Origin of the sequence: Massilia genomosp. 1 (genome assembly GCF_011682185.1) — a bacterium.
Classification (GTDB): Bacteria; Pseudomonadota; Gammaproteobacteria; order Burkholderiales; family Burkholderiaceae_D; genus Telluria_A; species Telluria_A rubra.
Genome location: NZ_WHJF01000008.1, coordinates 98,596 through 112,821, shown reverse-complemented (window position 1 = coordinate 112,821; position 14,226 = coordinate 98,596). Strand labels below are relative to the sequence as shown.

At 65.2% G+C, this 14,226-nt stretch carries 12 protein-coding genes; 6 read left to right on the top strand and 6 right to left on the bottom strand.

The features are described from left to right. Positions 1–197: 197 nt before the first annotated feature. Positions 198–1,133 carry an ADP-ribosylglycohydrolase family protein gene (locus F1735_RS05140; RefSeq protein ID WP_167235918.1) on the top strand — a complete coding sequence of 312 codons (936 nt, stop codon included), beginning with the start codon at positions 198–200 and terminating at the stop codon, positions 1,131–1,133. Here F1735_RS05140 and F1735_RS05135 read toward each other — a convergent pair. Next, entirely contained in the window at positions 1,111–1,848 is a 738-nt protein-coding gene (locus F1735_RS05135; RefSeq protein ID WP_167235917.1) for an NUDIX hydrolase, read from the bottom strand. The genes F1735_RS05140 and F1735_RS05135 overlap by 23 nt on opposite strands. Before the next feature lie 145 nt (positions 1,849–1,993). Here F1735_RS05135 and F1735_RS05130 point away from each other — a divergent pair, with 145 nt between their 5' ends. The 3 genes from F1735_RS05130 to F1735_RS37400 all read left to right on the top strand — a co-directional run bounded on the left by F1735_RS05130 (position 1,994) and on the right by F1735_RS37400 (position 6,586). After that, positions 1,994–2,839, top strand: a complete 846-nt coding sequence (locus F1735_RS05130) for a TIGR02452 family protein (RefSeq protein WP_167235916.1) — start codon at positions 1,994–1,996, stop codon at positions 2,837–2,839. A gap of 135 nt (positions 2,840–2,974) precedes the next feature. Beyond that, complete coding sequence (locus F1735_RS05125) at positions 2,975–4,753, top strand: DUF885 domain-containing protein (RefSeq protein ID WP_222852946.1); 1,779 nt, start codon at positions 2,975–2,977, stop codon at positions 4,751–4,753. Positions 4,754–4,870: 117 nt separating this feature from the next. Beyond that, positions 4,871–6,586, top strand: a complete 1,716-nt coding sequence (locus tag F1735_RS37400) for a methyl-accepting chemotaxis protein (protein ID WP_167235926.1) — start codon at positions 4,871–4,873, stop codon at positions 6,584–6,586. On the opposite strand, the gene F1735_RS05115 is transcribed toward F1735_RS37400, so the two are convergent. Beyond that, entirely contained in the window at positions 6,583–7,239 is a 657-nt protein-coding gene (locus F1735_RS05115; protein ID WP_167235915.1) for a TetR/AcrR family transcriptional regulator C-terminal domain-containing protein, read from the bottom strand. The genes F1735_RS37400 and F1735_RS05115 overlap by 4 nt on opposite strands. Before the next feature lie 79 nt (positions 7,240–7,318). Between F1735_RS05115 and F1735_RS05110 the strand changes: the two genes are divergently transcribed. Further along, complete coding sequence (locus F1735_RS05110) at positions 7,319–8,839, top strand: FAD-dependent monooxygenase (RefSeq protein WP_167235914.1); 1,521 nt, start codon at positions 7,319–7,321, stop codon at positions 8,837–8,839. A 219-nt stretch (positions 8,840–9,058) separates the two neighbouring features. Here F1735_RS05110 and F1735_RS05105 read toward each other — a convergent pair whose 3' ends face one another. The 3 genes from F1735_RS05105 to F1735_RS05095 are packed head-to-tail and all read right to left on the bottom strand — an operon-like array spanning position 9,059 to position 10,325. Continuing rightward, the gene (locus F1735_RS05105) at positions 9,059–9,343 is read right to left on the bottom strand and encodes a hypothetical protein (RefSeq protein ID WP_167235913.1); all 285 of its coding nucleotides are present in this window, start codon (positions 9,341–9,343) and stop codon (positions 9,059–9,061) included. 7 nt (positions 9,344–9,350) lie between these two features. Then, positions 9,351–9,851 carry a protein-tyrosine phosphatase family protein gene (locus F1735_RS05100; protein ID WP_167235912.1) on the bottom strand — a complete coding sequence of 167 codons (501 nt, stop codon included), beginning with the start codon at positions 9,849–9,851 and terminating at the stop codon, positions 9,351–9,353. Between the two features lie 45 nt (positions 9,852–9,896). Next, positions 9,897–10,325, bottom strand: a complete 429-nt coding sequence (locus F1735_RS05095; RefSeq protein WP_229505629.1) for a hypothetical protein — start codon at positions 10,323–10,325, stop codon at positions 9,897–9,899. 135 nt (positions 10,326–10,460) lie between these two features. Here F1735_RS05095 and F1735_RS05090 point away from each other — a divergent pair, with 135 nt between their 5' ends. Next, positions 10,461–11,276, top strand: coding sequence for a porin (locus F1735_RS05090; RefSeq protein ID WP_167235911.1), 816 nt, complete (start codon positions 10,461–10,463; stop codon positions 11,274–11,276). A gap of 22 nt (positions 11,277–11,298) precedes the next feature. Here the strand turns inward: F1735_RS05090 and F1735_RS05085 are convergent, their stop codons facing one another. Further along, positions 11,299–14,154, bottom strand: coding sequence for a bifunctional diguanylate cyclase/phosphodiesterase (locus F1735_RS05085; protein ID WP_167235910.1), 2,856 nt, complete (start codon positions 14,152–14,154; stop codon positions 11,299–11,301). Positions 14,155–14,226 lie beyond the last annotated feature (72 nt).

Genomic DNA, 14,226 nt, shown 5'->3' with positions numbered 1-14,226 from the left:
AGCTGCTCTGGGGTAGAATTCATGTCGGGCAAGGTGTGTTCGTGCTGATAGGGTAGGTTTTTAGATAACTCCCATTCTATCAATCACTTACGGCATTCTTGCCCTTTTTTGTGCAAAATTCAGGCTAAGAGGCGCTACTTGAGCGAATCCGGTCTTTTTTTCATCGATCATGTACGCCACTTAACCAGCACACACTCATGAATCGACTATCACGCGCACTTGAATCGCTTGACGGCCTGTCGGTCGGCGATGCGTTCGGCCAGTGCTTTTTCCAGCTGGTCGATCCGGACGGCGATCTTGCCGAACGCCGCTTGCCGCCATCGCCGTGGCATTACACCGACGATACCGAGATGTCGCTGTCGATCCTGGCCGGGCTGGCGCGCGATGGCCATATCGACCAGGACCTCCTGGCCGCCAGCCTGGCCGCGCGCTACGATTACGAGCGCGCCTACGGCCCGTCGATGCACCGGGTACTGGCCCGCATTCGCGAGGGCGAGGATTGGCGCGCGGTCGCCGGCAGCACCTTCGAAGGGCAGGGCTCGTGGGGCAATGGCGCGGCCATGCGCGCAGCGCCGCTGGGCGCTTTCTTCGCCGGCGATCTGGCGCAGGCCGCCGCCCAGGCGGCGCTGTCGGCACAAGTGACGCACGCGCACGCCGAAGGCGTGGCCGGCGCCGTGGCCGTGGCGCTGGCCGCCGCGCAGGCGAGCCGTCTGCGCGGATGCGCCGCGCTGCCGACCTCACGCGATTTTCTTGAGGGCGTGCTGGCGTTGCTGGCGCCGGGCGAGGTGCGTTCGCGCATCGTGCGGGCGCAGTCGATCGGCAGCGTCAAATCAGTGCAGTTCGCGGTGTCGATTCTCGGCAACGGCGTCGGCATGTCGGCCCAGGATACCGTGCCGTTTGCGCTGTGGTGCTGCAGCCACCATCTGGATAACTATGAAGAGGCGCTGTGGCTGGCCGTCAGCGCGGGCGGCGACCGCGATACCATCTGCGCCATCGTGGGCGGCATCGTGGCCTGCTGCGCCGGCGCGGCAGCCATCCCGCAGGAGTGGAAAGGGCGCCGTGAGCCACTGCCGACCTGGCACCTGCCAAGCGGATCGGACGGCATGACCCTCATGCCCCCATCGTCCGGCTGAAAAACACGGTCGGCTGCCCGCTGCGGATGCGGTACAGCTGCGCCGGACGATTGCTGCCGTGGCGCTGCTTGCCGGTGATTTCTTCCAGAAAGTCGCCTTCCTTCACGCGCTTGCGAAAGGCGCTCTTATCGATCGGCCGCCCCAGCACGATTTCATACACGCGCTGTAAATCGGAGAGGGTGAATTCCGGCGCCAGCAGGTGTGCCGGCAGCGAGGTGTATTCGACCTTGTTGCGCAGCCGCTGGACTGCCGTGGCCAGGATCACGCCGTGATCGAACGCCAGGTCCAGGTCCACCCCGGCCGCGCCGACCGGATGCCAGGAGGCGGCGTCGGCTCCCGCTCCGTGCTGCAATGCGATATGGCTTGATCCGATCAGTGCAAAATAGGCGAACGTGGCCGACCAGCCGCGCGGATCGCGCGTGCTGCTGCCGAATCCCTGCAATTGCTCGAGATAGGGCGCCGTCACCCCGGTCTTTTCGCGCAGCTTGCGCAAGGCCGTTCCGTCCAGGTCCGGGTCGTTACGGATATCGATAAACCCGCCGGGCAGCGCCCATTGCCCTTTGGCCGGATGGGCGCCACGGCGTACCAGCAGCACGTGCAAGGCTTGCTCCCGTACCGTGAAAATCACCAGGTCGACGCTGGTCAATGGCACATCGAATGCGTGGACGTTGTAGCTGGCGAGATATTCCTGTTCAGTGAGATCGGCGTTACCCATCGTTGTCCCCGTTGTCGTGAAGACGGATTCTATCACTTTTGCCGCGTTAGTTAAAAAATACAACTAAGTTAGTTGTATTTTTCCACTAAGTCATTTATGCTGGAGCGATGCAAATCAATGGCAACCATAAAAAGAAGGAACGGCAATGAGTATCAATCGGGATCGTCGCGCATCGATTGCGCAAGAAACCCTGGCGGTCATGGAACGGGGAAGTTACCAGAACGGGCGCGGGGAGGAGGTGTCGATAACCGCTGCGCAGGCGCTGGCCGTGGCGCAGTCGCGCCATTACTCGTCCGACAGCCTGGCGCAATTGCGCCAGGCGCCGGTTCGCGGCGAAGCGACAACCACGCAGTTCGAGGTGCGCAACGAATCGAGCCTGGCCGCCGCGCGGCGCATTGTCGGCGCGGGACGCCCGGACCCGCTGTGCCTCAATTTCGCCTCCGCGAAAAACCCGGGCGGCGGTTTTCTCGGCGGCGCCGAAGCGCAGGAAGAAAACCTGGCCAAGTCGTCCGGCCTGTATGCGTGCATCGTGCAGATGACGCAGATGTACGCCGCCAACCGTGCGCTGCGCTCGTGCATCTACAACGACGACATGATCTATTCGCCCAAGGTGCCGGTGTTCCGCGACGATGCGTACGGGTTTCTCGACGCGCCTTATCTGGCCAGTTTCGTCACCGCGCCCGCCGTCAACCGCGGTGCGCTGGCGCGCAATGAACCGGAACGCATGCCGGATGTGGAAGCGTGCATGCTGCGGCGGATCGACAAGCTGCTGGCGCTGGCCCTGCATCACGGCCACACCGACCTGATTCTCGGCGCCTGGGGTTGCGGCGTGTTCGGCAACCTGCCCGGTGAGATGGCCGGCTGGTTTGGCGCGCAGTTGCTGCATAACCCGCGCTACCAGAATGCGTTCGCCCACGTTACGTTTGCGGTGCTCGACCGACACGATCGCGGCACCTTCGCCGCATTCGATGAGGTATTCGGCAGGCTGTAAGATGGCGCCATGCGTGCCATGTGCATGTCAGCCTGATCGGAAACTTTGATCATTCGGCCGCAATCTGGTAAAACCATGCTCCGCGTATCCGGCCGATTCCCGGCCGCACGCATATGCATATCTACAAGGAGCGTCATGCCGAAGTCCCCCACCACCATTCGCACCATTCGTGCCGCCGTCGCGCTGGCCATGCTGTCGCTGTGCGCCGCTGTTTCCGCCGCCGAACCCGCGTGGGTCACCAAAAGTAATGCCAACGCCAAGCTGGTACTGAACGTCATGGCCAAGTACGAGCCCGAAAGCGCCAGCGACCTCGGCGTCGACGGTTATGACGAGCAGATTAGCGACCTCTCGCGCGATCACTTCGAGCAGACCAATAAAGATACCCGCGCCGTCATCGCCGAACTGCAAAAACGCCGCAAAGCCGAGCTTGATGCCAAAATCCGTCAGGATATCGATATCCTGATCGGCAGCGCCGAAGACCAGCTGCGCGCGGCCAGTCTCAATCGTCAATACTTTGTGCCGTTCGATAACCTGGCCGCGCAGCTGTTTGGCGTGGTGCGCCAGACGCTCGATCCGCGCATTCCGAAAGAACGCCAGAAGACCCTGCTGGTGCGCCTGCAGAAATACGCCGGCCTGGCCAAGGGCTATCGCCCGGTCACCGAGCTGGCGGCCGAGCGCCTGCAGGAACGCCTGAAAGCGAACAAGGCCCTGATCGGTCCTTTCAAGGATGAAGTTGAACAAGCGATCAACGATAGCCCGACCCTGATCAAGGGCATCAAGGAGCTGCTCGCCAAAAGCGAGCTGCAAGGCTGGGAACCGAGTTTCGCCGCGCTCGAAACGCAGCTGACCGCCTACAATGAACACGTGAAAAAGCAGATCCTGCCGCGCGCCCGTAGCGACCATCGTTTGCCGGCCGAGGTGTATGCGAACAACCTGCGCCAGTTCGGCGTCGATATCAGTCCGCAGGAATTGATCGCCAAGGCGCTGACCTCGTTTGCCGAAATCCGCAACCAGATGAATATCACGGCAGGCCTGATCGCGCGCGAGCGCAAGCTGGCCAATCCGGATTACCGCGCCGTCATGGCCGAGCTGAAAAAGCAGCAGATCGCGCCCGAGCGCGTGATGACCTTGTACGCCGACCGCCTGACCCAGATCGAAGCGGCTGTGCGCGAACAGAAGATCGTGTCGCTGCCCGAGCGCAAGGCGGTGATCCGCATGGCCAGCACGGCCGAGAGCGCCGCGCAGCCGGCTCCGCACATGAATCCGCCACGCCTGATCGGCAACACCGGCGAATACGGCGAGTTCGTCCTGACCGCCGGCATGCCGCCCGACGCCAAGGGGAACATGCTCGCTTTCGACGACTTTACCCACGAAGCGGCCACCTGGACCCTGACCGCGCACGAAGCGCGGCCCGGCCACGAGCTGCAATTTGCCAAGATGATCGAAACCGGGGTGTCGACCGCGCGCGCGGTGTTTGCGTTTAACAGCGTCAACGTCGAGGGCTGGGCCTTGTACGCGGAAGCCGAAATGCAAGCGTACGAACCGCTCGACGGCCAGTTGTTTGCGCTGCAAGCGCGCATGCATCGCGCCGCCCGCGCCTTCCTCGATCCGATGGTCAACCTGGGCGAGATCACGCCCGAGGGCGTGAAAGCCTTTCTGATGGACGAGGTCGGTATGTCGGAAGGCATGGCGACCCAGGAAGTGCAGCGCTACACCTTCCGCGCGCCGGGCCAGGCGACCTCGTATTTCTACGGTTACCAGCGCTTGATGGAAACGCGCCAGGCGGCCGAGGTGGCTTTGCGCCGCAAGTTCAAGCGCCAGGCCTTCAACGACTTCGTGCTGGCGCAGGGGCTGGTGCCGCCGACCTTGCTGCGCCAGGCCGTGCTGCAGGAATTCGTCCCGGCCCAGCGCTAACGCGCAGCGGCACGCAATGTGCCGCATAACAACACTCCTTGACGATATCGCACGCGGCGGGCTTACAATCGTTGGCATTGGTTCGCCCCCTGAACGTTCGTCAAGGAGATTGTCGTGATGTTTTCCCATCTGAAAATTGGTGCGCGCCTGGCAATCGGGTTCGGCTTGACGATTTGCATCTTGCTGGTGATGTCGCTGCTCGGCATCAACCGCATCCGCTACACCAGTTCCCTGACCGACCATATCGTCAACGACCGCTACGTGCAGGTCGAGCTGACCAATGTGATGCGCAGCTACGCCAACCGTGGCGCCCAGTCGCTGCGCAACGCCATGCTGGCGCCCGATCCGGCCCAGGCCACAGCCTTGTTGAACAGCATGCTCGACGCCGACCGCACCGGCGCCGAGGCAGCCGCCAAGCTGGGCGCGATGATGCTCTCCGATGAAGCTAAACAATTGTTCCAGGACCAGGCCAAGGCTTTCGATGCCTATTTCCAGCTGCGTTCGCAAGCGGTCAAGCTGTTCGGGCAGGGCGGGCGCGAGGGCGCCGTGGCCTTCCTGTTCAAGGATGTCATTCCGGTGCAGAACGCCTACTTCGGGCGGCTCGACGCGGTCCTCAAGTACCAGACGGGCCTGATGGCGCGCGATGGCCAGGAGGCGGCGGATGCGTCGAGCTCGGCCGCAATGTTGATGTTGCTGCTGCTGGCGCTGGCGAGCGCGGTGTCGGCGCTGGCGGGCTGGCTGATCACGCGCTCGGTGACCGTGCCCATCGGCGAGGCGGTGGCGCTGGCCGAGACGGTGGCGCGCGGCGACCTGACCACCCGCATCGTCGTCACCCGCCAGGATGAAACCGGGCGCCTTCTCAATGCGCTCAAAGACATGGTCGAGAGCCTGACCCGTACCGTCGGCGCGGTGCGCAGCGGCACCGATACGATCACCACCGCCTCGACGGAAATTGCGGCCGGCAACATGGACCTGGCCTCGCGCACCGAAAACCAGGCCGCCAGCCTCGAAGAAACCGCCTCGTCGATGGAAGAACTGACCTCGATCGTCAAGCAAAACGCCGACAACGCGCGCCAGGCCAACACCTTGGTGGTTTCCGCCGCCGAGCACGCCAACAAGGGTGGCCGGGTGGTCAGCGACGTGGTCGGCACGATGGGGGCGATTCGTGAAAGTTCGGGCAAGATCGTCGATATTATCAGCGTGATCGATGGCATTGCGTTCCAGACCAATATCCTGGCCCTGAACGCGGCGGTCGAGGCGGCCCGCGCCGGCGAGCAGGGTCGCGGCTTTGCGGTGGTGGCGTCCGAAGTGCGCAACCTGGCGCAGCGCTCGGCCAGCGCGGCCAAGGAAATCAAGGCGCTGATCGACGATTCCGTGGGCAAGGTCGAGACCGGTAGCGGGTTGGTGACTCAGGCCGGCGCGACCATGGACCAAATCATGGGCTCGGTGCGCCAGGTGGCCGATATCATGGGCGAAATTGCCGCCGCCAGCGCCGAGCAGAGCGCCGGGATCAACCAGGTGAATGGGGCGATCGTGGCGATGGACAATGCCACCCAACAAAACGCGGCCCTGGTCGAGCAGGCCGCCGCGGCGGCGGCGAGCATGCAAAGCCAGGCCGTGCAACTGGCCGAGGCGGTCAGCGTGTTCAAGCTGCATGGCGACGAGGTGGCTGGCGCGGCGCTGCGCACGCCGGCGCGCGCCAGGGCCGTGCCTGCGGCGACGGCCAGGCCGGCCGTCAAGCCAGCCACCCGGCTCGCCGGCGCCGCTCCGAAGCCCGCGTCCAAGCCGACGCCCAAGGCGGCCGCCGATGCCGACGCGTGGGAAGCGTTTTAGGATTCTGCGCCGCTGCCGATCTTGGCGTCCAGGCCGCTCAGGATCAGGTCCAGTCCGGCCTCGAAGCGGGCGTCGAAATCGAGGTCGAACAAGTCTTCCATGACCGCCAGCACATGCGGATAGCGTTGCGCGGCCAGCGCTTCGAAGGGAGCGCGGCGGCCGGCAATGTCGGGCGCGGCCGGGGCTGACGGATCGAGCGCCTGTTCTTCCATCACAAAACCGAGCACGTAGTAGAGGATCGAAAACGCGCCCCAGCCGGCCATGCGGGTGCCGGCGCCGGCCTCGCGCAGCGGGCCGATCATCGACTCGGCCACGCGCAGCACATTGTCGGTGACGACGTACGTGCCGGCAAACACGCGCGCGCCGTCGCGCCGGGCCAGCAGGGCGGCGCGCACCGCCCGCGCCGTGGCGCCCACCGCGGTGCGCCATGCGGGGGGCGCTGCCCCGTCCGCAGGCGCGGGCGGCGCGACGCCGGCCATCAGTGCATCGGCCATGCCATCCATCAAAACCTGCTTGTTGGCAAAGTGCCAGTAGAGCGACGCCGCCTTGATGCCGAGCGCGTCGGCCAGGCGCCGCATCGTCAATCCTTCCAGTCCCACTTCATCGAGCAAACCCAATGCCGTGGCGATCGCCACCTCGCGCGAAATTCCCATGCGGTCCTCTTTTTCTTGACAATCTAACGTTGTTAGGCGTACCTTGATGACTCCCCTAACAATGTTAGCTTATATGACGATGACAAGCAATGCAGAGGTAATCGTAGCCGGGGCGGGCCCGGTCGGGCTGTTGCTGGCGTGCGAACTGGCGCTGGCGGGCGTGTGCGTGACGGTGCTGGAACGGCGCACCGAGCCGGTGCCGCAGTCGCGCGCACTGACCATGCACGGGCGCACCCTGGAAATGCTGGCGCTGCGCGGCGTGGCCGGGCGCTTTCTGGCGCGCGGCATGCCGATTCCCAGCGGCCACTTTGCCGGCCTGCCGACCCGGCTCGATTTCAGCGCCTGCGACAGCACCTATCCTTTCACCTTGTTCCTTGCCCAGCGCGTGACCGAAGAATTGCTCGAAGCCTGGGCGGGCGAGCTGGGCGTGGACCTGCGGCGCGGCGTGACGGTCGAATCGACCGGGCAGGACGAGGACGGCGTGTGGGTCATGGGTACCCAGCGCGGCACGCCATTGCGGCTGGCGGCGCGCTACCTGGTCGGCGCCGACGGCGCGCGCAGCCTGGTGCGGCGCCAGGCCGGCATCGCCTTCGATGGCTTGCCGCCAACGAAGACGGCGATGCTTGGCGATGTGCTGCTGGGCGCGCCGCCGGCCGGGCGTGCCTTAAGTCTCGGCAACCCGGCCGGCGGCTTGATGGTGGTGCCGCTTGGCGGCGAACTGTACCGGGTGATCGTGGTCGATGCGCAAGAGATCGACTTGCCGGTGGAAACGCCGCTCACCTTGGACGGACTGGCGGCGGCGACGCGGCGCGTGGCCGGGGACGACTTCGGCATGCATGCGCCGCAATGGCTGTCGCGTTTTTCGAACCAAACCTGCCTGGCGCAGTCCTACCGTCAGGGGCGCATATTCCTGGCGGGCGACGCCGCGCACATTCATTTGCCGGCTGGCGGGCAGGGCATGAATGTGGGCATGCAGGACGCCATGAACCTGGGCTGGAAGCTGGCCGGCGTGCTGCGCGGCAGGGCGGATCCGGCGTGGCTTGCGGGTTTGCTCGACACGTACGAAGCGGAGCGCCATCCGGTCGGGGCGGCGCTGTATCGCAACACCCTGGCGCAAAGTGTACTGATGATGGATGCGTTCGACCCGGCGGGCCAGGCCTTGCGCGCCACGTTGAGCGAGCTGATGAAGGGGGCGGAACTGAACGCGGTGCTGGCGCATGACTTGTCGGGCTTTGGCATTCGCTACCCGGCGGCGCTGCTTCCCGTGGAAGTGGGGGGAGGGGCGTGCGCGCACTGGACGGGGCGGCGCCTGCCCGATTGGCCGCTGCGGCATGCCGATGGCACGGCGTCGTCGCTGTACCGGCACCTCGCTGGCGGGCGCTGGGTGGTGTTGCGTGTCGATGGCGGCGCGCAGGCTGGCGTGCCGCGCGTGTTCGATGGCGCCTGGGCTGGCGCGCGATGCGATCGCGGCTGGGTGGACATGATCACGGCAGCGGTGCCGGGAAGGGAGGCGGAACTCGATGGCGTGGCGGCGCTGGTCGTGCGGCCGGATGGCTATGTGGACCACGCCATTGCGGCCATGCAGTCAGCGCACGCCTGAGGCCGACGGTTTCAAGGCCGTCGCCCCGCGCAGGCTGGGGGCCAGGTTCGTCGCCCTGATCCCGACGTCCCCAATATCGTCGCTCTGGTTCCGACGTCCTCAACATCGTCGCTCTGGTCCCAGAGTCCTCAACATTGTCGCCCCCGCGCAGGCGGAGGCCCAAGTACCTCATTGCGTCGCCGGCGGCGGGAACGATGGGATGGCGCCCAGTCAGGCCAGCTATGCGCCGCCCTCGCCGGCATGGCGTGCCAGGGCGTCGTGGAGCGGGAGGTTGGCGTCATGCACGGCGGCATAGTGCTCATTAGCGGCAACGAGGCGCTTGGCCTCGGCAAGCGTCATGCCATACGATGCACGGATCGCCACGATTGCTGCGGCAATCGCGCATCGCTGCGAGAACAACAGGGCAATCATGTCCTGCGGCGACGTTCCGTTCGCCGCCAGGGCCTTGAGACTGTCGTTCGAGGTGTCATCGAGCCGATGTCGCTTTGTGATCATCGCCGGCATTGCCTGCTCATTCGCCCAGTTGCAGGCGTTGCTGGTGCCGCACGACCCAGTCGACTTGCTCGGCCGTGTCCGGCACCTCGACGCCGCGCGCAGCCGATATCAGCTTGAACGCCGCCCCGGCCGTGTAACCGTGCCGTACCAGCACGGCGGCGGCCAGCAAGCCGGTACGCCCGATCCCCGCGCGGCAATGGATCACCGTATGCGCACCATCGTCGATCCGTTGCGCGATTTCGCGCACCAGGGCAAACACGCCGGGTGAGGCTGGCAAGCCACGGTCGGCAATCGGGAACGAGGTGAACGCGATCCCGTTGGAGGCGCACAGCGCCGGCGCGTCGGTCAAACCCAGTTCGCGGATTTCGTGCCGCTCAAGCAAGGACACCATCTCCGTCACGCCATGTCTGGCGATCGCGGAAAATTCGTCCTCAATCCATTCGCCCGCGACCGGTTTGGCCATCACAGCCAGCCATCCCCGGCCAATGTTGGCGACTTTGTAAATGTCCGGCCCCATTTTGTCCTTGCTTGTTCCATCAATGTGCATGCAGGCGAGAGCGTCTTACTCGCGATCGCCATCGCCTTCGTCGAGCGCGACAGAGGCCTTGCTTTTCGCGCCCGAGGGCGAGCGCAAGGGCCGGCGCCGGCGTGCCGCGCGCGCCGCCCGCACCCCGTCCAGCCAGTCGCGCCCGGACCCGGCCAGCGCCGCGTCGATCACCTCTTGCGGCAGGCAATACACCGACGCCCAGCCGGCCCGGCCATCGGCCGTGTTGGTCGGAAAATCCCTGCGCTCGATCGGCCAGCCGTACTTGCGGATCAGCGCCCGGATCACCGTGCTCAAGCTTTGCTTTCTTTGGTCGAAAATACTCTCAATCCCTGTCATGTCGTCGGACGCCAGCAACACCGCCAGCACATCGGCGCGCAGGGTGCCTGGCATTTTGGGATAGCGGAATGGTTTGTCGCTGGCGCTGCTGGTGCTTCTGATTGTCACTATAACGTCCTGTCGGGCCGGGTGGTCGAAACGATATTGACGATGATAACGTGCTATGTGGGGTAACGGACAGAACAAATATTCCTTTCGGAGGATAAGGTAAGCAGCGTAGAATCAATTGTACGGAGTGCCGCCATGAAAACATCTTCTCTTGCCTTTGTTGCCTTATGCGCTTGCGCAGCGGGTGTACAAGCCCAGACCCAGACACAAACGTCCGTGTACCGGGCCGCCATTGCCGGGACCGAGGCGAAGCACGGCCTTGCCCTGGTCGATGTCAGCGACCTGTTCGAACCGGGCAGCCCGGAGACCGCCACCAGGGTGTTCGGCTATCCGGGCAAGCGCATGGGCTTGCAAGACATGACGGAGCCGCGCGGCATTGCGCTCAGTAATTTCGAGCGCGACCGCCAGAACAGCCGCGCCTGGGGCTTGTCGGTTGGCGTTTCAGGCGGACCGCTCACCCTGCGCCTGGCGCACCAGAACAAAAGCGTTGCCAAAGTGGCGCCATCGACCGCCCTCGGCGTGCGCATGGATGCCAAGAATTCCATCGCTGCCGCCAATGTGGACCTGGGCAGCATGAAGGTGTACGCCGCCTACAGCGCCAATCGCGGCTGGGGCAACTCGCCTTTGTGGAATCCCGACAATCCGTACGGCGCCGCCATGGCCAGCACGCCATCGACCGACAGCCGCGACATCCTGGTCGGCGTTGCCGTGCCGATGCGCGCCATGACCTACCTGGTCTCGTTCGTGCGCAAGAACGACCGCGACCGCGCCAACCGCGATGTCGATATGCTGGCTTTCGGCGCCACCTATCAGATTTCGCGCCGCACCGATTTCTATACCGCCTTTTCGCTGGTGAAACACCGCACCGGTCCCGGCTACATGGCCATGACCGCGCCCGACGGCGGCAAGGGCTGGTCGGCCCTGAACGTGGGCATGCGCCACGCGTTTTAAGTCATTCCCGCATGCGCGCCGTTCAGGCCATCGCACACCTTCCTTGCGCCACCAGATGTTCGAATTCCAGTGCGCCCACCGGGCGGCTGAAGAAGTAGCCCTGTACCTCGTCGCAGCCATGCTCGCGCAGGAAGGCCAGCTGTTCGGCTGTTTCCACCCCCTCGGCAATGACTTTCAGGCGCAGGCTGTGCGCCAGGGAAATGATCGACACCACGATGGCCGCTCCGTCGGCCCCGAGCGCAATATCGGCCACGAAGGATTGGTCGATCTTTAACACGTCGATCGGAAAGCGGCGCAGGTACGAGAGGCTGGAGTAACCGGTGCCGAAATCGTCGATGGCGATGTGGACGCCCAGCTCCTTGAGCCCGCGCAGGACGGTAATGGCGCTGTCGACGTCGCTCATGACCATGCTTTCGGTCAATTCCAGCTCCAGGTAGCGCGCCGCCAGTCTGCTTTCTTCCAGCGCATCGCCCACCGATTGCAGCAAGTCCTTGCCGGTGAACTGGCGCGCCGACAGGTTGACCGCCATGCGCAGCTTGCCCAGCCCGGCCTCTTGCCACGCCATGTTTTGCTGGCAGGCGGTACGGATCACCCAGGCGCCGATCGGGATGATCAGGCCCATTTCTTCGGCCAGGGCGATGAAGCTTGCCGGAGAGATCACCCCCAGCACCGGATGCTCCCAGCGCAGCAGCGCTTCCATGCCGACGATGGCGCCGCTGAGGACGTCGACCTGCGGCTGGTAATGCAGCACCAGTTCGTTGCGTTCGAGTGCGTGGCGCAGGTCGGCTTCGATCCGCAGGCGCTCCAGGGTGCGCGCATTCATCGCCGGGCAATAGAACTGATAGTTGTTGCGGCCCAGTTCCTTGGCCCGGTACATGGCGATATCGGCGTGCTTGGTCAAGGTCTCGGCGGTGGCGCCGTCCGCCGGATACACCGCCACGCCCAGGCTGCACGTGACAAAAAACTCGTGCGCCTGGATCAGCAGCGGTTCGGCGATGGCTTCCGTGATGCGCTGCAGCACGCGCAAGCCGGCGCCATTGCCCGGGTCGCCCGGCAGCACCACCACGAATTCGTCGCCGCCCATGCGCGCCACCGTGTCGGCCTCGCGCACGGCGCTTTTGAGGCGCTCGCCCAGCACGCGCAGCATGGCGTCGCCGGCTTCGTGGCCAAGCGTGTCGTTGACGAACTTGAAGCGGTCGAGGTCGACAAACACCACCCACAGCCCGGTGCCGGCGCGCGCCGCGTCGGCAATCGCACCCGACAGCCGTTCGTTGAGCAGGTGGCGGTTGGCCAGCCCGGTCAGGGCGTCATGGCCAGCCTGGTATTGCAGCTCGGCTTCGAAACGCATCACCGCGCTGATGTCGTACTGGGCCACCACGAAATGGCTGATCTGGCCGGCGTCGTCGCGCACCGGGGCGATGAACAGGTCGTTCCAGTAACCGCTGCCATCCTTGCGGTAGTTGCGCAGCACGGCGTGGCCTTCGCGCTGTTCGCTCAGGGCGGCGCTGATTTCGGCGATGTTCTGCTGGTCGTGGCCGGCGCCCTGCATCGACTTGAGGCTTTTGCCGATCACCTCGGCGGCGCTGTAGCCGGTAATCGCCTCGAACGCGGGATTGACGTACTCGACGGCGTAATCGGGACCCTCGGCGTTACAGATGATGACCGCGTTGGCCGACACCTCGATGACTTTTTCGCGCAGGCGCAGGGCTTTTTCGGTGCGTTTGCGCAAGGCCAGGTCTTCCGACAGGCGCAGGTTGGCAAATTGCAGCGCGGCGGTGCGCTCGCCGGCCACGCGCTCGATGGTGGAGTGGCGCGACACCAGGCTGTAGATGTACGCGGCCGCCAGCAGGCTCGACAGAATGCCGCCGAGCAGCGCGTACCAGGAGCCGGCGTGGCTCTCGATGAAGGAGCGCGGTTCCTGCGTCACTTCGATGAACCAGGGCTCGCCGGCCACCTGGAACACGGCGCCCACCGGCGCCGGGTGGTCGTACACCAGCCAGGCCGGCAGCAGCGCGCGGGCGCCGCCGCGCTCGGGAGGGCGCGGCGCCACGCCGTTCGAAAACGCCAGTTGCGCCGGCTCGGCCGAGGCGGTGGCGTAGATATTGATCGACATGCCGGGCCGGTCGAGCAGGCTGGCGCGGCCGAGCAGGGTATGGATCAGGTGGTCGACCCGGAACACGGCGGCCGTCTCGCCGATCACGGCGCGCTCGCGCTGGTAGGTGCTGGCCTGCGGCGCCTGGCGCTGGTAGACCGGCGCGAGCACCAGGAAGCCCGTATGAAAGCCGCGCTGCTGCACCAGCGACAGCAGGCCGGTGGCGGTGGCGCGGCCATTGCGGCGCGAGCGCGAGCGGGCGTCGTCATAGGTCAGCAGGGCTGCCGTGTCGAGCCCGAGCGCGGCGCTGTTGCCCTCGGCCGGTTCGATGTACTCGACCACGTTGTAGGATGCACGCCGCGGTGCCGGCCGCTGGCGCTCGTCGACGTACTCGGTGATGGCAAAACCGGGCGCGCGGTGGCGCATGGACGCCTCGTAGGCGGGGCGCTCGGCATCGCGCACCAGGCGCTGGAAACTGAGGCCGTGCAGCTCGGGATAGCGCGCCAGCAAGGGCGCGGTGAAGGCATGGAATTGTTCGCGGCTGATCACGCCGACCGTGTTGAACAGCTGGTTTACCACCATCAACTGCTCGATCGCGTCCGCCAGCCCGTCGGAGACGGCATGGATGCGCAGGCTGGCGTCCTGCTGGAAGGCCAGCGTGCGCGCCTGCGATTCAATCCGCCGCACCGAGGCGAACAGCAGCGCCGTCAGGCACAGGCCGACCAGCAGCGCAAGCGCGGCCGAGACCGAAACCGATATCCGAACCCGGTGTAGCAAATTTTTCATCGGCGAACCTCCTGCGTAGGCGCATCCGGATAATTGACGATCTGGTTGGCCGGATGACCACACTATATGCTT